The following is a 23,639-nucleotide window of genomic DNA, read 5'->3' on the forward strand; positions in this document are numbered from 1 at the left end:
TCACCGCGACATCGTGAACGTGCCGCTCGCCCCGCTGAGGGACCAGCGTCCGCTGATGCTGCGCAGATCGGCAGAGATCCTGCCGACATAGCTCACCGCGTGCGAGACACCGCCGGTGCCGTCATAGGTCTTGGTGATGGTGACGGTCTGGCCCGGCACCAGGGACGCGGACGAGCAGGCGAGATTGGCGAACAGCTTCGGCGCGCTGCGGTTGCCGAACGTGTTCACCTCTTCGGCCCGTCCGGCACAACCCGCCGTCCCGAAGTTGAAGGTGAAGGGGACTTGGCTGCCATTCGCATAGGAATAGCTGCCCGTCCAAACGCCGGCCATCGACCGCAGCTGCGGTGTCGGGGGCGGCGGCAGCGGCTCGGACGGCGCGGCCAATGCGACCTTCGACTTGATCTCGTCCAGGCGCGACCGCGCAATGCTCGCATAGAAACCGTCCGGATAGGCTTTCAGGAAGGCCTCCCAGACCTCCCGCTTTCCGAGCTTCTGCGCCAGCTCGAAATCCTCCCGCATGCGATCGGCGGCGGAGACCGGCGGCTGCGCCGGCGCGGCCGGGGATTCGGCTTCGGATCGGCCAGTGAAATAGAATCGGCCGGCGATCGGCGAGGACGACACCCAGGGCTGCTGCGCGCCGCCGGTCGACTTCTTCACGGCGAGTCCGACTTCGTTGAATGCCTCGAACAGGCCAAGCCCGGGCTTGCGGATGGTCGCGGCGAGAGCGCTGGAATAGGGGCTGTTGCCGCCGTCGCCATCCAGCGCCACGTTGCCGGGCTGGGTGGCATAGGAGATCAGCGTGCCTTCGGGGGCCTGCATCTGGGCAAGCCCGCCGCCGGTCGCACGGAAGCCGCGGCCGCCGAACGGATTGTTGCGGCAGGCATCGAGCACGACGATGTTGAGCTTGGTCCCGGCGCCGTCCATCTGGCTGAGAACGACGTTGGTGTCGACCATCTGCAGGTAGACATCGGCCTCCTTGGTCGGGTTGGCCGCCACGGGCACCAGGAAATTGCGGCCCGCGACCTGCACGCCGTGACCTGCATAGTAGAACAGCGCGACGTCGGCCCCCATGATCGCGTTGCCGAACTTCTGCAGCACGCCGTCGAAGGCCGCCTTGTCGAGATCGATCTGCGGGCCGCCAGCGACGAGCGCGAAGCCGAGCGAACGCAATGTCTCAGCCATCAGCCGGGCATCGTTGCGCGGATTGCCGAGCGGCGTGACGTTCTGATAGTTCGAGTTGCCCACCACCAGCGCGATGCGCTTCTCGGCGCTCGCCGGTGCCGACCACACAGAAATCAAAGTCAGAATCACGAAGAGGCGCAGGATCGCGCCCATCGATAAAATAAACCCCATGGCCATGCCCATTTCCGAGGGTCACTGCAAGAATGTCCCCTCTTAACATGCCGACACCGACCGGTCTTGCCCATCTTCGAGACGGGCAACGCAGCCACCGCGGCGGGATGGGCTCACTTCGGCGCTGCGAGCACTGACGCACGGCACGATCCCGAGGTATTTCGATCCGCACGCTCCGACGGCTGGGACCGGACGGACGCACGCCCGGGCCCGTCGCAATGGCTCTACCAGCCCCCCCCCACCGTCAGCGCAGGCGAGCAGGCCGGCCGGTGTCATGCTCTCGCGACGAGGCGATCGTCTCGCCGAAACCGCCTTCCGCGCTGCGCTCCTTCAGGCCACCGCTAGCTCGGGCTGCGGCTTGACCGCAGCCATCGGCTTGCGCGACAGCAGCCCGGGCACCAGCGCCTCGGCCGCCTCAGCACCCGAGATCACCACGGCCTCGACGCCCGCGCCGGCATTGCCGCCGCCGGCGATGACGAGGTTGCGCAGCGGCGCCTTGGCGCCTTTCAGGCGGCCCGAGCGCGCCACGCCATAGATCGAGCCGGCGCTGGCGAGGTCGTAGCGCGCATAGGTCACGGGGCTGGCGTCGGTGCGATAGACGATGTGCTGTGACAGGCCCGGAATGACGGTCTCGGCGGCGGCGACCATGGCATCGCCGAGCTGCTGCTTACGCGCCTCGTAATCCTTCGAGCGGCGCCATGCCTTCCAGTCGTCGCCGCCCTCGGCCTGAAACCAGCCCTTGGCCTCGTCGTGAGGAACGAGCGTGATGATCGTCATCGTCGCGTGGCCTTCGGGCGCCGCCGACGGATCGAGTTTGGACATCACGGCGAGACCGATGCCCATCGGCGTATCGAGATGGGTGGCGGGAGCAATGTCCGGCACGACATCGAGACCGAGATGCACCGAGAAGCACGACGTCGCCGGCGTGAGGCTGCGGGTGCGCTCACGGAAGGCCGAGGGCAGATCGTCGGGGCCGAGAAGCTCGGTGAAGGTACGGCCGAGATCGGCGTTCGAGACCACCGCGCGCGCGCGGATCGCGCGGCCATTGCCGAGCACGACGCCGGCCGCACGGCCCCGCTCGACCAGGATCTGCGCAACCTTGGACTTCAAATGCACCTCGCCGCCGCGCGCGGTGATCGCCTCGGCCATGATGTCGGCGAGGTGACCGGAGCCGCCGACCGGATAGAAGCCGCCCTTGAAGTAGTAGCCGAAGATCGGGACCATCTGCGCACAGCTCAGCCGCTCGCTGCCGTCCCCGAGATAGCCCGACAGCGCATTCAGATACGCTATCAGCTCGGGGTCGGAGACATGCGCTGCGACCAACTCGTCGAACGGGCGGTTCATCCAGCGGAACGCCTGCGGATGCTTGCGCGGGAAGGCCAGCATCTCCTCGATCGATTCCGGCATCCCGGGAATGCCGCTGCGGCCCTGTCCGGTCGCATACATGCTCTGGAAGATCGCATGGATCGTATCGAACAGCTTGACGAGCCCGTCGGCGCTGGCGGGGAATGCGTCGCAGAGCAGCCGGACATAGGCGCGCCAGTCCTCGGGCACGTCGATGCGGCGGCCGGCGAGCCGGTAGGAATGGGTGACGCGCTTCCATTGGATGCGATCGGCGACACCGAGCCGGCGCAGCACGCTGTCGACCGGGCCGCCGGGCCAGACGCCGGAGAAATCATGCGGGCCGGCATCGAAGCGGTACAGCACCGGCTTGTTGTCGTGATGCGCCTTGCGCAGATAGCTGTGGCAGAAGCCGCCGGGCACGACGTGGTGGTCGAACACCTTCACCGTCAGTCCGGATTCGGCAAGCAGCGCCGCGGCGGTAAGACCGCCGATGCCGGCACCGATCACCGCGACGTCGCAATCGGCGCTGGCGACACCGGAGAAGTCCGGCGCCGGCCAGTGATGATCCTCGCGGGACGCCCGGATCCGCTGCAAGGCCTGCCGGATGGCGAAGCGCGGGCCAAAGATCGAGACGAGCGCTCCGCCGATGACGATCGCAGTCGTGATCCAGGATGACACGCCAGCCCATCGGCAGAGGCCGAGCACGAGGAACAGGACGCCCCACAGCCCCGTCATCAACATGTTGATCAGCTGGAATTGCGGTGTCGACGCGCTGTCGGCGTAGCTCCCGCGGGAATAGTCGGCCGTCCAGGGCCGGCTGACGGCGAGCGAGCCGAAGCTGATCACGCCGAGCGCCGCAAAAGACAGCCACAGTGAGTTGATCGCGGTCCAGCCCGGCGCGACATCATTGGCGATGGCCAGCAGGACGAACAGCGCGAGGCTGCCGAGCTCGAGCAATGCGAGCTCCGACCGCGTCGCGCGCCACAGATTGCCGGCGAGAGACAGCGCGAGCGCCGACCACACCGCCCAGCTCGGCTGATGCCAGCCGAGCAAAGCCCAGAACACTACGAAGGGCAGCAGCGCCAGCTTGACCGTCAGGAACACCTTCATACCTGCCTCCTCCGCGCCAAGCGCGCCACAATCTTTCCAATGTCAAGATGAAGAATAGCGGCATTGCCCTGCCTGCGTCAACGACGATCTTGCCAACGTCAAGATTAGATTCGTCAACCTCGACGGGATGAAAGTGGTAGAATGATGCCCGTCATCACGCGAAGGTCACAGCCTATCGTCCGGACGCCACAGCAAGGCGCGATTCGCGCACCGCCAAGCCGCCAAAGCTGGCTCGACTGTGGCAATGGGATCACGGAACCCGGGCGATGAACGAACAAAGTCGAAAATTGCGCAGCATAGGAGTCACACACCGCCGCAAAATGGCGACAATCTGCGGTCATCTGAGGCGAGGAGATGCTGAGGATTGCCGTTCGTGTACCGACCCCAACTGCCAATATTGGTCTTTGCTGCAATCAGCTGCGTGTCGGCCATGCAACTACAACGCGCGCATGCGGAGTGGTGGAGCCGCTCTCCGACTGATTTCGAGGAATGCGCCGACGCGGCGGAGAAATCTGCCACGAAGGAAGAGAAGACCGCGGCGATGGCGCAATGCAACGCCAAATTTGCCGGGAGACGGAAGCCGGGCGGCGGCTATGTCTACTACGACTTCATGCAGGACCGCAGCTTCGACATCGCCGGACCCAATCCGACGCCGGAAGAGCAGAAGTTCATCGATCAGCAATACACGCAATATCTCGAGCGGCAGCGCCACGCCAATATGAGCTCGGCCATGATGCCGCGGCCGCAGCCGCAGGGCCTGCAGCCGACCTCGCTCAGGGACATGACGGCGCGCGCCGCGATCGAGCCGCCCAAGCCGGCGATGCCAGCGCCGCCACCACTGCCCCGACCGAGCAAGCCGCCTGCTGCGGCAGCGCAGCCCGGCCAGGTGCCGCCCGGCGCCACCGCCGAGGCGCGCGCCCGTATCAAGGCGGCCCACTGCGCCAAGGATGGCGGCAGGCGCGATTCGTTCTCGTGCAATTTTCCAGTCCTGTCCGAAAAGCTCGATGAGCTGAAGCGGATGTTCACCGGCCCAAGCCAGACGGCTGCAGGACCGGCCGCGAAGTCGCCGAAGCGCGCCGACGCCAAGAACTGACACGGAGAACGGACACCCGACCGCCTGCGATGGCGGAGTTCGGCGCCCCGCTCCCGTTTCCATCGCGCCGTCACCTGCGCCACGCCATAACATGATGCGCACGCAGAGTTCCGACAGCAGCGGCCGCGATGGCGTACGCATTCCCCGGTCTGCTGTTTCTGGCCGCCGCTTGTAACGATCCGAGCAACGCCATAGCTTTACGCGCGTGGGGCGCAGGAGGCAGGTCATGGGTCTACTCGACATTCTCAACGGCATGCAGAACGGCCCGCACGGGCCCAGTCATCCGACGACACAGAAGAACGACGGCATGTCGCCGATGACGATGGCGATCCTCGCGCTGCTGGCCTGGAAAGCCGTGAAGCACTTCTCGCAAGGCAGCCGGCAGCCGAATGCAGCTCCAGCGCCAGTTCAGCCGCCCCAGCCGACCGGCCAACAGGGCGGGCCGCTCGGCGGCGCGCTCGGTGGCGGCCTGGGCAACATCATTGCCGGCGGTCTCGGCGGCCTGCTCGCAGGCGGCGCAGCCGGCAGCGTGCTGTCCGGCGGACTCGGTGATCTCCTGCGCCAGTTCCAGGAGAAGGGCCATGGCGACACGGCGAGCTCGTGGGTGAGCCCTGGCGAGAACAAGCCGATCTCGCCGGGCGATCTCGCCAACGCGCTCGGCGCCGACCAGATCGATCAGCTCACCGCACAGAGCGGCCTGTCGCGCGATGAGCTGCTCAGCGGGCTGAGCCAGTATCTGCCGAAGGTGATCGATCAGCTGACGCCGGACGGGCGGCTGCCGACCGAGCACGAGCTCTCGAGCCGGATCTGAGCGCGACCTTCAGGCAAGGATGATCTGATGATTTACATTTTGATCGTTGGCTTCGTCGCCGGCCTGCTGGCGCGGCTGCTGTCCCCCGGGCCGAACAATCCGTCCGGCTTCATCCTCACCACAGTGCTCGGCATCGTCGGGGCCTTCCTCGCCACCGCGATCGGACAGGCGATCGGACACTATGGTCCGAACCAGGGCGCCGGCTTCATCACCGCCACGATCGGCGCGGTGGCGGTGTTGTTCATCTGGAACAGGTTGGTCGCGAGCGGCACGATCCGCGATTTCAATCGGTAACAGCCTTCACCCCGTCATTGCGAGCGCCGCGACGCAATCCATGGCCTAAAGATGAGGTCTGGATTGCGTCGTCGTTTGCAGGTCTCACAATGACGGCGATCTCATCCCAGCAGATGCATCCCTGCATCCATGCGGACGACCTCGCCGGTCATCTGCCCGGATGCGGAGCTGGCCAGGAAAACGACCAGTTGCGCGATGTCCTCGGCCGATGACGCCGTACGCAGCGGCACCCGCGCCACCACGGCGTCGCGTACCTGCTTGGCGCCGGCCTCGCCGCGGCCCTTGGTGAACCAGGGCGTATCGATATAGCCGGGACATACCGTGTTGACGCGGATTGCAGGCGCCAGCGCGCGCGACAGCGACAAGGTCATCGTGTTCAGCGCCCCCTTGCTCGCGGCATAGGCGATCGACGAGCCGACGCCGCTGATGCCGGCCACCGACGACACGTTGACGACGGCGGAGGCGCGTTCGGTCTGCCTGGCCGCTTGTTCGAGCAGCGGCCGCGCCGCGCGCACCATCTGGAACGGTCCGATGGTGTTGACGGCGAAGATGCGCTGAAAATCCTCGGCCGACAGGCCATCGAGCTCCGCATGCGGGACGTGCTTGGTGGTGCCGGCATTGTTGACGAGCACGTCGAGCCGCCCCCATGGCGCCGCGGCCGCGACGATCCTCCTGCAATCCTCGTCGCGCGACACGTCGCCCTGCACGACCACGATTTCGGCGCCTTCCTTGCGGCAGAGATCGGCTGTCTGCTCGGCCTCCGTCTTGCTGTTGGAATAGTTCACGACGATGCGCATGCCGGCCTTGGCCAGCAGCAGCGCAGTCGCGGCGCCCAGGCCGGAGGCCGAACCCGTCACGATCGCGCACAGACCTTCCACCGCCATTCCGCTTCTCCCTGCTTTCCCGCTTCTCATTCTCAGATCGTTGCTTCTTAGAGCATGATCCGGAAAAGTGGAAACCGGTTTTCCGAAAAGATCATGCTCAAACAAAGGGATGAGATCATCGCGACTGCAAAATCCGAGCAATCTCCGCGCTGCGGAAATCGCCAGGTCCATGCGGCGAGCGGACGGCGCCCTGCGATGCGCAGCGCTTGTCAGGACCAGTGACTGCGCTCATCATGCGACGCAAACATCCGGCGCGGCGCGCAACTGTGACGCCGTGCGGCAGAACAATCAGCACGAGGAACGCCGTGGCGGACGCTGACAACATCGTGGTTGCGACCGCGGAGAAGATCTTCGCAGATCTCGCCGACCCGCAAACGATCAATCATGACAAGGACGGACGCTGGGCGGCGCCGCTGTGGCGGGCCCTGAGCGAGGCCGGCCTGCCGCTAGCCTGGGTCGCCGAGGAGCTCGGCGGCGCCGGCGTCGATCTCGCCGACGGCTTCGCCGTGATCAATTCCGCCGGTCGCTTCGCTGTGGCGGTGCCGCTCGCCGAGACGCTGCTGGCCGGCTGGCTGCTGCAGCAGGGCGGGATCGCTTCGCCCGACGGCGTCATGACGATCGCCCCGGCGCGCCCGAACGACCGGATCATGCGCAACGCCGACGGCACGTTGTCCGGCCCCGCCCGCGGCGTGCCGTTCGCGAAGAGTGCAAGGCATGTGGCCGTTGTCGCGCATGACGGAGACGGCGTCTCGATTGCCCTGGTCGAGACGGGCGGGCTGCGCATCGATGCCGGCCTGTCGCTTGCCAATGATCCCAGCGACACCGTCATCTTCGACAAGGTCGCACCCGTGGCGATCCAGCGCGCGCCGGCGGGCTTCGATCAGGACCGCCTGATGCTGATGGGCGGCGTCGTGCGCGGGCTGCAGATCGCGGGCGCGCTGGATCGGTTGCTGGAGATCAGCGTCCGCTATGCCGGCGAGCGCGTCGCCTTCGAAAAGCCGATCGGTAAATTCCAGGCGGTGCAGCACAATCTCGCGCGGCTCGCCGGCGAGAGCGCTGCGGCGAGCGCCGCCGCGACCTCCGCGGCCGACGCCATCGCAGGCGCCGACGCGTTCGACGATGCGGTGTTTCTCGAAGCTGCATCGGCCAAGATCCGCTGCGCCGAAGCCGCTGAGAAGGGCGCGGCGATCGCTCACCAGGTCCATGGCGCGATCGGCTTCACCACCGAGCACATCCTGCATCGCTTCTCCTTGAGGGCGCTCGCCTGGCGCGACGATTTCGGCTCCGAGAGCCATTGGGCCGTGGCCCTCGGCCAACGCGTCGCCGCCCGCGGCGCCGACGAATTGTGGCCGCTGGTCGCCTCACGCTGAGAGCTGCAGGAGAAGGATAGACCATGACCGCGCTCCGTTTCGATCCGATCCGCCTGCCTGGGGAATGCGAGGAGCTGCGCAAGGAGGTGCGCGCGTTCCTCGCCGAGGAGATCGCCGCCGGCACCTTCAATCCGTTCCAGCCACTGCGCGAGGACGCCGATGCCCGCGAGTTCTCGCGGCGGGTCGGCGAGCGCGGCTGGATCGGCATGACCTGGCCGAAGAAATATGGCGGCCACGAGCGCACGTTCCTGGAGCGCTATGTCGTGACCGAGGAGATGCGCGTTGCCAACGCGCCTGTGCGCCGCTTCTTCGTCGCCGACCGCCAGAGCGGTCCGATCCTGCTGCGCTACGCGCCCGAGCACATCAAGATGGACATCCTGCCGCGCATCTGCCGTGGCGAGCTGTGCTTCGCGATCGGCATGAGCGAGCCGAATTCCGGCTCCGACCTGTTCGCGGCCAAGACGCGGGCGACCAAGACCGAGGGCGGCTGGCTGATCAACGGCTCCAAGATCTGGACGACGTCGGCGCACATGGCCGACTACATGATTGCGATCTTCCGCACGTCGCCGGCCACCAAGGAGAACCGGCGGCACGGCCTGACGCAGTTCCTGGTGAACATGAAATCGCCGGGCATCAAGGTGAATCCGATTCCGCAGATCACCGGACAGAAGGAATTCAACGAGGTCGTCTTCACCGACGCCTTCGTGCCGGACGATCATCAGCTCGGCGAGATCGACGGCGCCTGGAAGCAGGCGACGTCCGAGCTCGCCTATGAACGCTCCGGACCGGAGCGCTTCCTGGAGACCTATTACGTGCTGACCGAGCTGGTGCGCGCGGTCGGTCCCGATCCGGACACGCGCAGCGCCGAGGGCATCGGGCGCCTGGTGGCGCAGCTGCATGCGATGCGGCGCATGTCGGTGTCGGTCGCCGGCATGTTGCACGCCGGCAAGGAGCCGGTGGTCGAGGCCTCGATCGTCAAGGACGTCGGCACGGTGTGGGAGCAGCAGCTGCCGCATCGTGTCCGCGATCTCGCCGCCTTCGTCGAGGAGGACGCCGGCAATCGCGAGACCCTGGAGAACCAGCTGACCTTCGCCATCCGCACCGCGCCGAAGCTGACCATCCAGGGCGGCACCACGGAGGTGCTGCGCGGCATCATCGCGCGCGGGCTTGGATTGAGATGAGGCGGCGGCACTCCGCGGTCATCGCCGCGGCAAGCAAGAATAGGTAGCTCCATCATCGCGAGCGCAGCGACTTGTCCGCCATAGCCCAAAGGGGCGACGGCGGAAGCGATCCAGAGCCGCACGTAAAGTCCGGATTGCTTCGCCGCGCTCGCACTGACCCCGGATAAGCAGACTCGGAGACCAACGCATGACCGACTTCCCTGACATCGGCGTCGAGATCCATGGCCATGTCGGCCTGATCGAGATCCGCCGGCCGCCGCTCAATTTCTTCGACATTTCGCTGATCAATCAGATCGCGGATGCGCTCGAAGGTTTCGATCGCGACATCGAGATCCGCGCCTCTGTGCTGGCCGCGCAGGGCAAGGCGTTCTGCGCCGGCGCCAATTTCGGCGATCCGGCGCGGCAGGCCCAGGAAGCCGCAAGCGCCAAAGGCGATCCGGCCGACAGCCTCGGGCCGATCAACCATCTCTATATGCAGGCGGTGCGGATCTTTCGCTGCAAGAAGCCGATCGTTGCCGCCGTCCATGGCGCGGCGATCGGCGGCGGACTCGGGCTCGCGGTGTCGGCCGACTTCCGCGTCACCTGCCCGGAGGCGCGCTTTTCCGCCAACTTCACCAAGCTCGGCTTCCATCCGGGCTTCGGCCTGACGGTGACCTTGCCGGAGCTGATCGGCAAGAACAACGCCGAGCTGATGTTCTACACCAGCCGTCGCGTCACCGGCGAGGAGGCCTACAAGATCGGCCTCGCCAACGAATGCGTGCCGCAAGACCAGGTGCGCACGGCCGCGATGAAGCTCGCCGCCGAGATTGCCGAATGCTCGCCGCTCGGCCTGCTTTCGACCCGCGCCACGATGCGCGCCGGCCTCGCCGACCGCGTGATGGCCGCGACCGAGCACGAGCTCGCGGAGCAGACAAGGCTGCGCGCGACGGAGGATTTCAAGGAAGGCGTGAAGGCCACCGAGGAGCGCCGCTTCGCGAATTTCAAGGGACGGTGAGCGGTTACGCTATCGCGTAGTCTGTCGCGGCGCGCGCAGTCCACCTCGCCCGGCCAGGGCTATCGCATTTTGCGATGAGAGTGACACGTTCGTAGATCTCCACATCGTCATGGCCGGACTTGTCCCGGCCATCCACGTCGTTCAGCACGCTGAGAATCACGTGGATGCCCGGGACAAGCCCGGGCAGGACGGAGTAGCCAACTGTCGGGATTGTTTGTCGCGACGGCCCCGTATTTCCCTTTGCGATAGCCCTGCCGCTTGCGGGGAGAGGGAGCGCAGCGTCGCCTGCGCGAGAGCTGAGACTCGACTCATGAGTCTACGTTGTCGGTGTGAACGTCACGCCCGCCATCTCGAACCCAACATCCGACACTGCGTAGCCGCGCGCACGCGCGGCGTCGATGATGCCCGCGGCATCCGTGACGCGGAAGGTCAAGCCGCTCATCAGCTCGCGCTCGCCGGGCGTCACACGGATTGAGGCATTCGGCAGCCTCAATCGCCAACCACCGTCATCCTCGGCTGTCGGCGTCAGATCGAGTATCCGTCCCCAATGCGCTGCGAGAGACGCCGGCTCCGGGCTTTGCAGCACGACCTCGGTCAACGCCACCGTGACATCGCCGCGGATCGCCCGAGTCCAATCCGGCCCGGCCGGCGGATACGGCCCCAGCACGTCGTCGCTGCCCTCGGTGTGGTTGAGCTCGATGAAGGCCGCGCGGCAGTCGCGGGGATGCAGCTGCACGCCGTGATAGGGCGGATGATCGATCACGTTGGCGGTGCGCACGCCGAGCGCATTGGCACGGGCCGCGCGGCCGTCGGGATCGTCGCAGGAGAAGATCGCCATGTAGCCGCCGCGGCCGCCTGACTTGTCGAGAAAGCGTCCCGCCGCGGTACCCTCGCGCGTCGGCGCGATTACCTCGAGCAGGATCGGCCCGACCGGCAGCAGCGCATTCTCCAGGCCGTATTTGCCGACATGCGGATCGCGGTAGCAGACATCGAGACCCAGGATCGCGGCGATTTCGGAGACGGCGGGCTCGAGGCTGCGTGCGACAAGGCAGATCTGACGCAGGTGGAGGTAAGGCATGGCAGGCCTCTTTGAAGTATCACCTGTCGACGCAAGCCGTCGACCTCACCGTCGTCATTGCGAGCGAAGCAATCCAGGGCTCAGGCAAAAACCCTGGATTGCTTCGCTCGCAATGACGGGGAGTACGGCGCTAGCGCCCCTGGAACACCGGCGCGCGCTTCTCGACGAAGGCCCTCGCCGCCTCCTTGTGATCTTCCGTGTCGCTGCAGCGCGAGTGGTGCATCGCCTCGGCGTCGAAGCAGGCTTCGAGCGTCATGGTCTCGGCGTTGTTGATGTTGCGCTTGATGTAGCCGAGCGTGACGCTCGGCCCCTGCGCCAGCGACATCGCCAGCTCGCGCGTGGCGGACTCGACCTCGGCATCGGGCACGACCTTTGTCAGCATGCCCAGCGCGAGTGCCTCCCGCGCGGTCAGGATCGGCGACGTCAGATAGAGCTCGCGCGCCTTGGCACTACCGAGCAGTTGGGTCAGGAAATAGGTGCCGCCGAAATCGCCTGATAGTCCAACCTTGGCAAAGGCGGTGGTGATCTTGGCCGACTCGCCGGCAACGCGCAGGTCGCAGGAGAGCGCGATCGACAGGCCCGCGCCGGCCGCGGCGCCGTCGATCTGCGCCACCACCGGCTTCTGCATCTGGTGCAGCAGCCGCGACACCTCCATGCGCTCGCGCAGTGTCGTAACCTTGGTCTCGAACGACGGCGCCGTCTTGGCTTCCGCCATCGCCTTGACGTCGCCGCCGACGCAGAACGTCCCGCCGGCGCCCTTCAGCAGCACCGCACGCACGTCCGGATCATTGGCGGCCCGCTGCGCGGCCTCGACGAGACCCTTGGTCATGTCGCTGTTCAGCGCATTGCGCCGCTCGGGGCGGTTCATCGTGATCGTGAGCAGGCCGGAGTCGAGATGCTGCAGGACGGTGGTGTTGGTGGTCATGGCGGAAGTTCTCCATTTCTGGCCGTCATTGCGAGTGAAGCGAAGCAATCCAGAGTCGCACGTGCAGCCCTGGATTGCTTCGTCGCTTCGCTCCTCGCGATGACGACGACTATTTCTTCACCAGCGGACAGCGCGAGGCCTCCAGCGACTGGAACGCGTCATTGCCGGTCACGGTCGCCAGCAGCTTGTAGTCGTCGGACTTGCCCTTCGACTCCGACGGCTTCTTGACCTCGAACAGATACATGTCGTGCACCATCCGGCCGTCCTCGCGGATGCGGCCGCCCTTGGCGAACATGTCGTTGATCGGGGTCGACCGCATCAGCTTCATGACGGCGTCCGCATCGGTCGTGCCGGCGGCCTTCACGGCCTTGAGATAGTGCGTCACCGAGGAGTAGACGCCGGCCTGCGCCGAGGTCGGCACGCGCTTGGTGCGCTCCATGAAGCGCTTGGCGAAGGCGCGCGTGTCGTCGTTGAGGTCCCAGTAGAACGCTTCCGCGACGAGCAGCCCTTGCGCTGTTTCCAGTCCGACGCTGTCGATGTCGGAGACGAAGGCGAGCAGTGGCGAGAGCTTCTGTCCGCTCTTGGTGAGGCCGAACTCGGCGGCCTGCTTGATCGCATTGATGGTGTCGCCGCCGGCATTGGCGAGACCGACAACTTTGGCTTTGGACGCCTGCGCCTGCAGCAGGAAGGACGAGAAGTCCGAAGTGTTGAGCGGATGGCGCACGCTGCCGAGCACCTTGCCGCCCGACTTCACGACGACATTGGTGGTGTCCTTCTCCAGATCCTGGCCGAACGCGTAGTCGGCGGTGAGGAAGAACCAGCTGTCGAGCCCGGATTTCACCGCGGCAAGGCCGGTGACGTTGGCCTGCGCGAACGTATCGAACACGTAGTGCACCGTGTAGGGCCCGCACGCCTCGTTGGTGAGCCGAACGGAGCCCGGACCGTTGAAGATGACGATCTTGTTGCGCGCCTTCGCGATCTCGCCGGCCGCGAGCGCGGTGGCGGAGGCTGCGACGTCCCAGATCATCTCGACGCCCTGGTTGTCGAGCATGTCGCGGGCGATGTTGGCGGCGAGATCGGCCTTGTTGAGATGGTCGGCCGCGATCACCTCGATCTTGCGCCCCAGCACCTCGCCGCCGAAATCCTCCACTGCCATCTTCGCGGCTGCCTCGCTGCCGGGCCCGGTGATGTCGGCGTAGAGGCTGGACATGTCGAGGATGCCGCCGATCTTCAGCGGCGGCTTGCTCTGCGCATGGGCTGCGGTTGCGGACAGCGTGAGCGCTGAAGCCAGCATGAACAGCGACGCCGCTGCGCCGCAGATGGACCTGCTCATCAATTACCTCCCTGCCGGGCAACGCCGCTACATGGCGACGGCCTCGTTGATAGTTCGCATCATGGCGCACGCGCACGTCAGCGGCAAGCGCCTGCAACAGGCGTTGCACGCCGCTGTTTTCCGCTGAGTGGAATGGGCATTTCGTGCGATGATGCAGCATGACGCGTGCACGCAAGTCCGACTGCAGAGACTCGCTCCATCGCCTCGGCCTGATGCTGCTCGCGACCTGCGCGACCGTGCCGATGAGCCATGCCGCATCCTGCGTGCTCGCCGAGCTCGGCGAAGGGCATGTCGGCGAGATCGTCGACGCGCGCAGCATCCGCCTCAGCGACGGCCGCGAGGTCAGGCTCGCCGGCATCGAGGCGCCGCCGGAGCAGAGCGCAGCGGCGATGGATGCGCTCGGCACGCTGCTGCGCGGCCGCGACGTCGTGCTCCGCGGCGAGGACGATGCGCCCGACCGCTACGGCCGGCAGCGGGCCTTTGCCTTCGTTCCCGGGGGTGGCCAGCCGGTGCAGAGCGAGCTGCTCCGGCAGGGCCTCGTCCTCCGCGGCATCGACCTGCCGGACCGCGATTGCGCCCTCGACCTGGGCGCGGCGGAGGCCGAGGCGCGCACGGCACGGCGCGGCGTTTGGAAGATGGGGACCGTCATAAAAAACGCGGAAAGTCCAGACGATATTTTGGCTGGCGTTGGGCTATTTACGGTTGTCGAAGGGAAGGTGTTGTCCGTACGACAGACAGGGGCAACAACTTATCTGAACTTCGCTCGTAGCTGGACACGGGGCTTCGCTGTGATTATTCCAAAGCGTATGGTCGCGGTATTGGAAGGTGCCGGCATCGACGTCAAATCACTTGCGAATCGGCAGGTTCGCGTGCGCGGTTGGATCGAGGCGCATGCGGGTCCGAGACTGGAACTGACGCAGATCGCGCAGATCGAGATTTTGAGCGGAAATTGACCGCGGTGGTACGTGAGTAGCGACGTGAACCTGTCTGTTCGAAGGCGCATGACGGCGATGAGCTGCGGTTCGCGGATCGCACCGGCCTTGCTGTGCCTGGGGCTGGCCCTGTCGGGTTGCAGCGACATGGGCAAGTTGCAGCAGGCGACGGCGCCGATGCCGACGCCGCGACCGAAGCCGGCGATGGTGCAGACCACCCCGGCCAGCGATCGCGAGCACGAACGCATTCTTGCAACCTATGGCGGCGCCTATGAAGACCCCCAGCTCGAAGGGCTGATCGGAAAGATCGTCGATCGGCTGGTCGCGGCGTCTGATCGTCCCGACCAGGGCTACAAGGTCACGATCCTGAACTCCGGGGCGGTCAACGCCTTTGCGCTGCCGACAGGTCAGCTCTACGTCACGCGCGGCCTGATCGCGCTGGCGAACGACACCTCGGAACTGTCCTCGGTGCTGAGCCATGAGATGGCGCATGTGCTGGCGCGGCACGCCGCGATCCGCGAGGACCAGGCACGCCAGGCCGCCGTCGTGACGCGCGTCGTCTCCGACATGGGCAACGACCCCGACCTGACCGCGCTGGCGCTGGCCAAGACCAAGATGACGATGGCCAGCTTTTCGCGCACCCAGGAGTTCGAGGCCGACGGCATCGGCGTCGGCATCTCGGCCAAGGCCAAGTTCGATCCCTACGGCGCAGCGCGTTTCCTGTCCTCGATGGAGCGCAACGCCGAGCTGAAGGCCGGCAAGGTCGCGCTCGACCCGCGCGCGCAGGACTTCCTGTCGTCGCATCCGGCGACGCCGGAGCGGGTGCAGAACGCCGCAGCGATCGCCAAACAGTATATCTCGCCGGAGGCGCGGGAGCATGATCGCGAGACCTATCTCGCGGCCGTCGACAACATCGTCTACGGCGAGGACCCGAGCGAGGGTTTCGTGCGCGGCCGGCGCTTCCTGCATCCGAAGCTCGGCTTCACCTTCCAGGCGCCGGAGAACTTCACGCTCGACAACACCGCGCAGGCCGTCATAGGCGTGCGCGAGGGTGGCGCCCAGGCGATGCGCTTCGACGTGGTGCGCGTGCCCGCCCGCCAGACCCTCGGCGACTATCTCAATTCGGGCTGGATGGAGAACGTCGACAAGTCGGCGACCGAGGAGCTCACCATCAACGGCTTCCCGGCGGCCGCGACGACGGCGAGCGGCGATCCCTGGCAGTTCAAGGTCTACGCCCTGCGGGTCGGCAGCGACGTCTACCGCTTCATCTTCGCCTCGCGCCAGAAGACCACCGAGAGCGAGCGCAACGCGCGCGAGACCGTCAACTCGTTCCGCCGGCTCAGCCTGGAGGAGATCCAGTCCGCCCGTCCGCTGCGCATCAAAGTCATCACCGTGCAGCCCGGCGACACGGTCGAGTCCCTCGCTCACCGCATGACCGGCGTCGACCGCCCGATCGAACGCTTCCGCGTTCTCAACGGCCTCGACGCCCGCGCGCAGGTCAAGGTCCGCGACCGGGTGAAGATCGTGGTGGAGTGACGGCGCGGATCGCCTCCCTCGTTCCCTGCGGCACGCTCGGCTGGCGGCGCGCCGCAAGCGATCGACGAAGCGGACGTAGCCGGCTTCCCGCCACCCCACCGAGCGCCACAAACTCCTTGGCGCTGGCGCAACCGCCCTGCGACGCTTTGACGTCATGACTGCGCCCTCCTCACCTGACCTGTTTCTGCTGTCCCTGTTCGACCGCGAGCAATGGTGCCCGGTGCTGCAGGCCCGCTTCGAGGTCACCGATCGGGCGCGGCTCTGCCGCCTGGTCGGTGCCGGCAGCGAAGCGGAACTCGAGCGGATGGGCTTCCAGCTCGATGACGCCGAGGCACTGAAGCTCTGCGAGGCCTTCGGGATCAGCCTCGACTGGGATGCGCTCGACTTTCCCGATCGCGAATTCATCGTCGATCGCGTCCGGCCGATTCAGACCGCGCCCTATCTCATCCATACCGGCTACGAGCTGCCGCTGCTGCTCGACGGCCGGAAGAAGCTGGCGCATTTCGCCGAGCCTTACCCACCGATGAGCTTTCCCGGCGAGCATCGCTTCGACCACTGGGTCGCGGCCGGCCGGCTGCACAAGGAGGTCAAGCTTGAGCCGTTCGGCGATGAGCCGACCAAGGCGGGCAGCCATCAGGGGACGAGGCGCGTCTACTTCACCGCCAAGAGTGAGGAGTGGCGCATTCCCGCGATGAAACTCGTGTGGGAGGCTGCGTCGAGGGCCAACGGCGGCTGGAACGAGTATTTCGAGCGGCTAGAGGGCATGCTGTTCGGCTATGAGGACTGGCAGAACGATTGGTGGATCGAGACCGGGCTGTGCGGTGGCGGCTTCGGCGGCATGCCGTTTTGCTGCGCCGTCGACAGCCAGGGCCTCGCCTGGATCGAACAGGCCGGCTACCGGGCGCTGCCGCCCGTCGTTCAACCTCAGCTCATCCTGGATGACTACGATCCCGCGAGACCGTTGCCAGAGCAGCTTGCCAGGCTTGAGCGGACCGACGCCGCAGCCCTCGCAATCTTCAGCGTCGGCTGGCAGTCCCTGGACCTGTGGACCGAACAAGCCGCGCCGTGCCGCATGCCCGCCGCACGCATGCCGGAGCTGAACGCGCTGCTGCTGCGGCCGATCAGGATCATCCGACTGAAGCCACAGGCCGCCACCTAGACTCGCCAGCGCCAGTGCTTTGCGGCGAGCGCCCTCTCAGCATTGACCGTCATCCCCGGCAAGGCTGGCAACGCGCCAGCGTTGCCGGGCGCTGACCCGGGATCCATAACCACAACAAGTGCAAGAGGTGCGATGGCTGGAGCTCCAGCGCGCTCTCTCGCAGGAGCCGGTGGCTATGGGTCCCCGCTTTCGCGGGGACGACACCGATTTCGCGGAGACACGCAGTGTCAAAACGCCAACCCACGCGCGGTGACGACAAATGGACGGAGCAACCAGGGCGGCACGCTTGCGCGCTTCGACCAGCGCCCCAAACAAAAAGCCCGACCTCGCGGCCGGGCTTTCGTAAGCAACTAATTGGAAAACGCTGGAACGGTCGATCAGGCGGCTTCATCGGCCACGGCGGTGTCGTCGCCGTCGATGTCGTCACCCTCGGCGTCGGCATCGCCCTCGGCGACCGCGTCGGCTTCGGTCTTGGCGCCGCGGCGCGGGCTCTTGGCGAGCTGCGTCTCGATCTCCTTGACGGCCTCGGTCTCGGTCGAGTGCTGCACGACGGCGATCTCGCGCGACAGACGATCGAGCGCGGCTTCATACAGCTGGCGTTCGCTGTAGGACTGCTCCGGTTGCGACTCCGAGCGATAGAGATCGCGCACGACCTCGGCGATCGCGACGATGTCGCCCGAATTGATCTTCGCTTCGTACTCCTGGGCGCGGCGCGACCACATCGTGCGCTTGACGCGGGCACGGCCCTTGAGGGTCTCCAGCGCCTTCTTGACCAGCGCCGGATCGGACAGCTTGCGCATGCCGACATTGGCGACCTTGGCGGTCGGCACGCGCAGCGTCATCTTGTCCTTGATGAAGTTGATGACGAACAACTCGAGCTTGGCGCCCGCGATCTCCTGCTCCTCGATGGCCAGGATCTGGCCGACGCCGTGAGCGGGATAGACGACGAATTCGTTGGTCTTGAAGCCCTGGCGCTGGGTCGGCAGCTTCTTCTCCTCGACGCGCGGCGCGGCCGCAGCGGGAGCCGCCGGCTTGGCGGCGGGAGCAGGAGCAGCCGGTACGGCGGTCTTGGTGGCCTTCGGCGCAGCAGCCGCCTTGGCAGTCACGGTCTTCGTCACAGAGTCCTTCGCAACCGAGTCCTTTGCAAGAGTGGTCTTCGCGGCGGATGCTTTCGCGGCAGTCTTGGCAGTCTTTTCAGGCATTGCGCTTCTTTTGTTCTTGGTGGACTTGGCAGCCGAGGCCTTTGCGGCAGCCCGAATCTCCTTTACAGGAGCGCGGGCACGGCCCTTGGAAACGCTGCGGCTCGCCGCGGCGGCTTTTTTTGTACTCTTGGAAGCACTCTTTTTACGCGTTTTCTGTGACACAGCCTGCGCGCGGAACTGCCACGCCCCTGTTTGATGTTGCGGGAACCTAAAAGGGCGGCCAAAAAAGTATACGCATGGCCGGGTTCGGCTCTGAGAATGTGCCATATATAGCACATTTCCCGCAAAAATCAATGATTTAGAGGCTCCAGGGGCGGTATTGTGACGGATCCGCGAAGTTAGGGTTAAGTGAAGCGTGCCAGAATCGAACACTCCTGCACGGGTTGTTCCCGCACCGCAGGATGCCTCCTAGGCCATTGTTTCCGCGTGGCATTCCGATCGAGCTGACGTCCCGCGGCCAGCCTGCTCGGCGCTCGGCGAGCGCCGGTTGCCACGCGACCCGCTAGTCTCCGGCGCCGGCCTTCGACGAAAAATATTTCTCGAACTTTCCGCCTTCGCCGTCGTGCTCCTTGGCATCGCCCGGCGGGTCCTTCTTCTGGGTGATGTTGGGCCAGGACTTGGCGTATTCGGCATTGACGCCCAGCCACTTCTCCAACCCCGGCTCGGTATCGGGCTTGATCGCGTCCGCCGGGCATTCGGGTTCGCACACGCCGCAATCGATGCATTCGTCCGGATGAATGACGAGCATGTTCTCGCCCTCGTAGAAGCAGTCTACCGGGCAGACCTCAACGCAATCGGTGTATTTGCATTTGATGCAGTTTTCGGTGACGACGTAAGTCATCCAGGGCTCCGGAACGGATCGATAAATCGGCAGGCTTGCACTAGCGCAGGATGTGGTGTGCCGCAAGGGAAGCAGGACGAAGAACTGAACCGGAGTTGCGCAGGCGCAACCCCGTCAGCTTCGTTCAGCGCCGTCGAGATCATCATACAGTCCACGCACCGATGCTGCGTCCCCCCGGCGCGCGGCGAACCCTGTCACCTTGAGCACGCGGACGCTGCGATCGAGCGCGATCGTCAGCACGTCGCCGGTCTTCACCCCGTGTCCAGGCGAGGTCTCGCGCACGCCGTTGACGCGGACGTGGCCGGACGACACCAGCGCCGCGGCGCTGGTGCGAGCCTTGACCAGCCGCGCGTGCCACAGCCATTTGTCGAGACGCTGGCGCTCTGACGGAGTGTCAGACGTGGGCGTTGTCCTTCCGATCGATACGGCCAACCGGACTGCCGGTCAGTCCTTGCGGTTGTTCGCCGCAAGCTGCTCCTTGAGCGCGGCGAGCTTGGCGAACGGCGAGTTCGGATCGACCGGCCGGTCGCGATCACGACCGCCCCCGCCGCTCGACGCATAGGGTCGCAGCGCCGGGCCGCTGTCGCGCTTGTCGCGACCGCCCTTGCCGAAGTCGCGGCCGCCGCGTCCCTCGCGATCACCGCCGAACTTGCCACCCTTGTTGCGGTCGCGATTCTGGTCGCGCCCCTTGGCATCGTGATCGCGGCGCGGACCGCGGTCCTCACGTGCCGGCGCCGATGCGCCCTCTGCGGGAGCCGCACCGCTCTCCGGCGGGCCCTTGCGGAAGTCCTTGCCGAACTCCTTCATGCGGTCACGACGGCCATGACCGCGATGCTGACGCTCGCGTGCCTCACCGCCTTCCGCCGACGCAGCGCCTGCAGGCGCTGGCGTGCCGCCAGCAGCCTGCCCGCGCTCGTGCTGCGGACGATTGTGCCGGCCCCGCTGATGATGGTCGTGACGCGGCCTGCGCTCCTCCGAGCGTCCGCCGGGCCGCCAGACTTCGATCAGGACCGGCTCGGCCGCGGGCGCCGCTTCGGCAGCGGGAGACTCGGCAACCGTCGCGCTCGCGGGAGTATCGCCCGCGCTCGCAGCCTCGCTCGGAGCAGCTTCAGCGGCCTCCGGCTGCGGCGCGTCCGCCGCCACGGCTTCGGCCGCAGCGTCGACGCTCGCGGGGACCGTCTCGGCTGCAGCGGCTTCCTCGGCTGCGTCCGGCGTGACGAAATCCACGGTCGGCAGCGAGGCCAGGGCCGACGCCGGCGCGGTCTCGACCTGCACATCACCGGCAGCTTCCGGCACAGCGACGACCTGCTCGATCACCGGAGCGACCGCGGCCTCTGCGACGGTGGGAGCCAGCTCGTCGGCCAGCTCGCTGGCAATCGCTGCGACCTCATCGCCGGGCGCGTTCTCGTGTTCTGCCGGCTCAGCCGCAGTCACCTGAACAGCAGCCTCGACGGGCGTCTCAGCCACGGGCGTCTCAGCCACCGGCTTCTCATCGACCGGCTTGGGCGGCAGCGGCGGGCGCTTGTCCATGCGGTAGCCGAGCGCGCGCAGGATGGAAGCGAAATCCTCCCCCGCCGAGCCGGTAAGCGAGGTCATCGCCTGGGTCACCACGAAGCCGCGGCCGTCGAACGCGCCGGCCGGCTTCTCGCCCTGCGCATTCTCGCGCCAGGCCAGAGCAGGACGAATCAGGTCGGCAAGCCGCTCCAGGATGTCGACGCGCACCGCGCGCTCACCGGCCTGCTTGTAGCCGAGCACGCGGTAGGCGTCGCGCGGCAGCGCCTTGTCGACCGGGAACGAGGTACGTCCCGAGCTCGCCAGATGCTGCGCTCCGGTCAGCGCCGACATGTCGACATTGCCCTGCTTCTCGGCCCACAGCAGCGCGGCCAGTGCACGCGCGGCCGGCTTGAGCAGCGCCGGAACGTAGATGTGATAGGCGCCGAAGCGCACGCCATATTTGCGCAGGACCGCACGCGACGGCTGGTCGAGATCCTTCATCTCGGCCGCGATCTTGGTGCGCTCGATGACGCCGAGCGCCTCGACCAGCTGGAACGCGATGCCGCGGGCGATGCCGGTGATGTCCTCGGCCTTCGACAGTTCGAACAGCGGCCCGAGCAGCTTTTCGATATGGGTCTTGAGCCACAGGTCGAGCCGGGCCTGCACCTTGTCGCGGGCAGCCCCCGTGAGCCGCTCGTCGGCGATGATGCGCAGGCGCGGATGCAGGGCGTCGTCGGCCGCGACGAGCTTGGCGACGGCGTCGCCGGTCCAGCGGATGGTGCCGTCGGCAGTCAGCACGATGTGCTCGTCCGGCGCATTGGACAGCTTCTCGGCGCGCGCCTCGATCTCGCCGGCCAGTGCCTTCTGGGCAGCAGCCTGCAAGGCCTTGGCCTCGGAGCCGGCCTCGGCGGCGTCGGGGGCGAAGGTGAATCCATCGAGGCGGCCGATCGCGTGCCCTTCAACGATCACTTCGCCGGTCTTGCCGATTTCCGTATTCAAAACACTGTTCTCCCGCAGGCGCCGCATCAATACACTGGTACGACGATCAACGAAACGCTCCGTGAGCCGTTCATGAAGGGCGTCTGACAATTTATTTTCGAGTTCGCGGGTAATCCCCTGCCAATAATCCGGGTCACGCAGCCAATCTGGCCGGTTGGCCACGAAGGTCCAGGTGCGAATTTGTGCAATCCGCCCCGACAGCGTGTCGATATCGCCGTCCACGCGGTCGGCCTGATCGACCTGGGCCGCGTACCAGGCGTCCGGAATACGCCCCTTCTGCATCAGGAAGCCGAACACGGTGGTCACCAGCTCCGAATGCGCGGCCGGCGACAGCCTGCGATAGTCCGGGATCTGGCAGGTTTCCCATAGACGCTCGACCGCCGCGGCGCCATGCGCCATGTCGCGCACCTCGGCGTCGCGCGCGGCGTGATCGAGCACGCGCAGATCCTCGGCGATCGGCGCGCGCGTCAGCGCCTCATGCCCGGGCGCGACCGCCAGCGACACCTGCAACGCGCTGAGAGAGGCGAAATCCAGCTTCGAATTGCGCCATTGCAGCATCTTCACGGTATCGAAGGCGTGGTTCTGCAGCGCGTTGACCAGCTCGGGCTCGAAGGGACCACAACGCCCGGTAGTGCCGAAGGTGCCGTTACGCGTTGCGCGCCCCGCCCGGCCTGCAATCTGGGCAAATTCGGACGGCGTCAGACGGCGGAACTGATAGCCGTCATACTTGCGGTCGGAGGCAAAAGCGACGTGATCGACGTCGAGATTGAGGCCCATGCCGATCGCGTCGGTGGCGACGAGATAGTCGACGTCGCCGTTCTGGAACATCGCGACCTGCGCATTGCGCGTGCGCGGCGACAGCGATCCGAGCACGACCGCCGCGCCGCCGTGCTGCCTGCGGATCAACTCAGCAATCGCATAGACCTCATCGGCCGAGAAGGCGACGATCGCCGTCCGGCGCGGTTGTCGCGTGATCTTCCGATCGCCGGCGAATTCGAGTTGCGACAGCCGGGGTCGCGTCACCATCGAGACCCCCGGCAATAGCCGCTCGATGATCGGGCGCATCGTCGCCGCTCCCAGCAGCAGCGTCTCGTCGCGGCCACGGCGGTTCAGGATGCGGTCGGTGAAGACGTGGCCGCGCTCGAGATCGGATGCGATCTGGATTTCGTCGACGGCAAGGAAGGACACGTCGAGGTCCCGCGGCATCGCCTCGACGGTCGAGACCCAGTAGCGCGGATTTTTCGGCTTGATCTTCTCCTCGCCGGTGATCAGCGCGACGGCCTCGCTGCCGACCCGATCGGCGATCTTGTTGTAGACCTCGCGCGCGAGCAGCCGCAGCGGCAGGCCGATGATGCCGGAGGAATGCGCGAGCATGCGCTCGATCGCAAGATGCGTCTTGCCGGTGTTGGTGGGACCGAGCACGGCGGTGACGCCGCTTCCTGGGGCACGGTCGGACATGCGCTCGAAGGGCGAGGCAGCCGAAGAAGACGAAAAAGCCATTCGTTAAATTTGGGTCTCGAAGCCGGCGTTGGAGGCGCGCCGTTCACGCGCGATGACTGCGGAATTCTCGGTTCTGTGCGAGGCTGCGATGCTCACCCCTGTCTCACATTGTGACGCATATAGGGACGCAGCTTAAGCTTCGGAACGCCTTGAGAACGAATCACGAAGGAATCGCTGACTCCCTCGTCTTTCCGGCTTCGTTCACC

At 66.3% G+C, this 23,639-nt stretch carries 20 protein-coding genes; 10 read left to right on the top strand and 10 right to left on the bottom strand.

The genetic code is table 11. From position 1 onward, the window contains the following. Together HL666_RS26680 and HL666_RS26685 are read right to left on the bottom strand one after the other, a co-directional pair. Entirely contained in the window at positions 1-1,359 is a 1,359-nt protein-coding gene (locus HL666_RS26680; protein ID WP_376698621.1) for a caspase family protein, read from the bottom strand. A gap of 324 nt (positions 1,360-1,683) precedes the next feature. Continuing rightward, on the bottom strand, positions 1,684-3,807 hold the full coding sequence (locus HL666_RS26685) for a phytoene desaturase family protein (RefSeq protein ID WP_172184484.1): 2,124 nt from the start codon (positions 3,805-3,807) through the stop codon (positions 1,684-1,686). A 430-nt stretch (positions 3,808-4,237) separates the two neighbouring features. Here HL666_RS26685 and HL666_RS26690 point away from each other — a divergent pair, with 430 nt between their 5' ends. The 3 genes from HL666_RS26690 (at position 4,238) to HL666_RS26700 (ending at position 6,005) form a co-directional block, all read left to right on the top strand. Continuing rightward, a complete protein-coding gene (locus tag HL666_RS26690) occupies positions 4,238-4,900 on the top strand; it encodes a hypothetical protein (protein ID WP_172115461.1) in 663 nt (220 codons plus the stop codon). A 226-nt stretch (positions 4,901-5,126) separates the two neighbouring features. After that, complete coding sequence (locus HL666_RS26695; RefSeq protein ID WP_172184486.1) at positions 5,127-5,711, top strand: YidB family protein; 585 nt, start codon at positions 5,127-5,129, stop codon at positions 5,709-5,711. 27 nt (positions 5,712-5,738) lie between these two features. Further along, positions 5,739-6,005, top strand: coding sequence for a GlsB/YeaQ/YmgE family stress response membrane protein (locus tag HL666_RS26700; protein ID WP_172115465.1), 267 nt, complete (start codon positions 5,739-5,741; stop codon positions 6,003-6,005). 101 nt (positions 6,006-6,106) lie between these two features. Here the strand turns inward: HL666_RS26700 and HL666_RS26705 are convergent, their stop codons facing one another. Further along, a complete protein-coding gene (locus tag HL666_RS26705) occupies positions 6,107-6,889 on the bottom strand; it encodes an SDR family NAD(P)-dependent oxidoreductase (RefSeq protein WP_172115467.1) in 783 nt (260 codons plus the stop codon). A 305-nt stretch (positions 6,890-7,194) separates the two neighbouring features. Between HL666_RS26705 and HL666_RS26710 the strand changes: the two genes are divergently transcribed. The 3 genes from HL666_RS26710 (at position 7,195) to HL666_RS26720 (ending at position 10,434) form a co-directional block, all read left to right on the top strand. Beyond that, positions 7,195-8,259 (top strand): acyl-CoA dehydrogenase family protein, encoded by a 1,065-nt coding sequence (locus tag HL666_RS26710; RefSeq protein ID WP_172131417.1) that lies wholly within the window; start codon positions 7,195-7,197, stop codon positions 8,257-8,259. A gap of 23 nt (positions 8,260-8,282) precedes the next feature. Then, positions 8,283-9,440 carry an acyl-CoA dehydrogenase family protein gene (locus tag HL666_RS26715; protein WP_172115471.1) on the top strand — a complete coding sequence of 386 codons (1,158 nt, stop codon included), beginning with the start codon at positions 8,283-8,285 and terminating at the stop codon, positions 9,438-9,440. Positions 9,441-9,627: 187 nt separating this feature from the next. Further along, positions 9,628-10,434, top strand: coding sequence for an enoyl-CoA hydratase/isomerase family protein (locus HL666_RS26720; RefSeq protein WP_172115473.1), 807 nt, complete (start codon positions 9,628-9,630; stop codon positions 10,432-10,434). Between the two features lie 316 nt (positions 10,435-10,750). Here the strand turns inward: HL666_RS26720 and HL666_RS26725 are convergent, their stop codons facing one another. From HL666_RS26725 to HL666_RS26735, 3 genes are all read right to left on the bottom strand, one after another. Beyond that, complete coding sequence (locus HL666_RS26725) at positions 10,751-11,512, bottom strand: VOC family protein (RefSeq protein WP_172184488.1); 762 nt, start codon at positions 11,510-11,512, stop codon at positions 10,751-10,753. 130 nt (positions 11,513-11,642) lie between these two features. Further along, a complete protein-coding gene (locus HL666_RS26730) occupies positions 11,643-12,437 on the bottom strand; it encodes an enoyl-CoA hydratase (RefSeq protein ID WP_172184490.1) in 795 nt (264 codons plus the stop codon). Positions 12,438-12,546: 109 nt separating this feature from the next. After that, a complete protein-coding gene (locus HL666_RS26735; RefSeq protein WP_172114527.1) occupies positions 12,547-13,731 on the bottom strand; it encodes an ABC transporter substrate-binding protein in 1,185 nt (394 codons plus the stop codon). A gap of 25 nt (positions 13,732-13,756) precedes the next feature. On the opposite strand from HL666_RS26735, the gene HL666_RS26740 reads away from it, so the two are divergent. The 4 genes from HL666_RS26740 (at position 13,757) to HL666_RS26755 (ending at position 17,397) form a co-directional block, all read left to right on the top strand. Beyond that, positions 13,757-13,897, top strand: a complete 141-nt coding sequence (locus tag HL666_RS26740; protein WP_172114517.1) for a hypothetical protein — start codon at positions 13,757-13,759, stop codon at positions 13,895-13,897. Between the two features lie 31 nt (positions 13,898-13,928). Beyond that, positions 13,929-14,723: a thermonuclease family protein gene (locus tag HL666_RS26745; protein WP_172184492.1), complete on the top strand. Its 795-nt coding sequence runs from the start codon at positions 13,929-13,931 to the stop codon at positions 14,721-14,723. A 48-nt stretch (positions 14,724-14,771) separates the two neighbouring features. After that, the gene (locus tag HL666_RS26750; protein ID WP_172184624.1) at positions 14,772-16,238 is read left to right on the top strand and encodes a M48 family metalloprotease; all 1,467 of its coding nucleotides are present in this window, start codon (positions 14,772-14,774) and stop codon (positions 16,236-16,238) included. Between the two features lie 154 nt (positions 16,239-16,392). Further along, positions 16,393-17,397: a hypothetical protein gene (locus HL666_RS26755; RefSeq protein ID WP_172184494.1), complete on the top strand. Its 1,005-nt coding sequence runs from the start codon at positions 16,393-16,395 to the stop codon at positions 17,395-17,397. Between the two features lie 377 nt (positions 17,398-17,774). Here HL666_RS26755 and HL666_RS26760 read toward each other — a convergent pair whose 3' ends face one another. The 4 genes from HL666_RS26760 to HL666_RS26775 form a co-directional block, all read right to left on the bottom strand. Next, positions 17,775-18,599, bottom strand: coding sequence for a CarD family transcriptional regulator (locus HL666_RS26760; RefSeq protein WP_172114515.1), 825 nt, complete (start codon positions 18,597-18,599; stop codon positions 17,775-17,777). Between the two features lie 502 nt (positions 18,600-19,101). Then, on the bottom strand, positions 19,102-19,440 hold the full coding sequence (fdxA, locus tag HL666_RS26765; protein WP_172114514.1) for a ferredoxin FdxA: 339 nt from the start codon (positions 19,438-19,440) through the stop codon (positions 19,102-19,104). 114 nt (positions 19,441-19,554) lie between these two features. Continuing rightward, positions 19,555-19,860, bottom strand: coding sequence for an RNA-binding S4 domain-containing protein (locus HL666_RS26770; RefSeq protein WP_311976457.1), 306 nt, complete (start codon positions 19,858-19,860; stop codon positions 19,555-19,557). A gap of 24 nt (positions 19,861-19,884) precedes the next feature. Next, positions 19,885-23,433, bottom strand: coding sequence for a helicase-related protein (locus HL666_RS26775; RefSeq protein WP_172184496.1), 3,549 nt, complete (start codon positions 23,431-23,433; stop codon positions 19,885-19,887). Positions 23,434-23,639 lie beyond the last annotated feature (206 nt).

Origin of the sequence: Bradyrhizobium aeschynomenes (genome assembly GCF_013178945.1) — a bacterium.
In the GTDB taxonomy this organism is placed as follows: domain Bacteria; phylum Pseudomonadota; class Alphaproteobacteria; order Rhizobiales; family Xanthobacteraceae; genus Bradyrhizobium; species Bradyrhizobium aeschynomenes.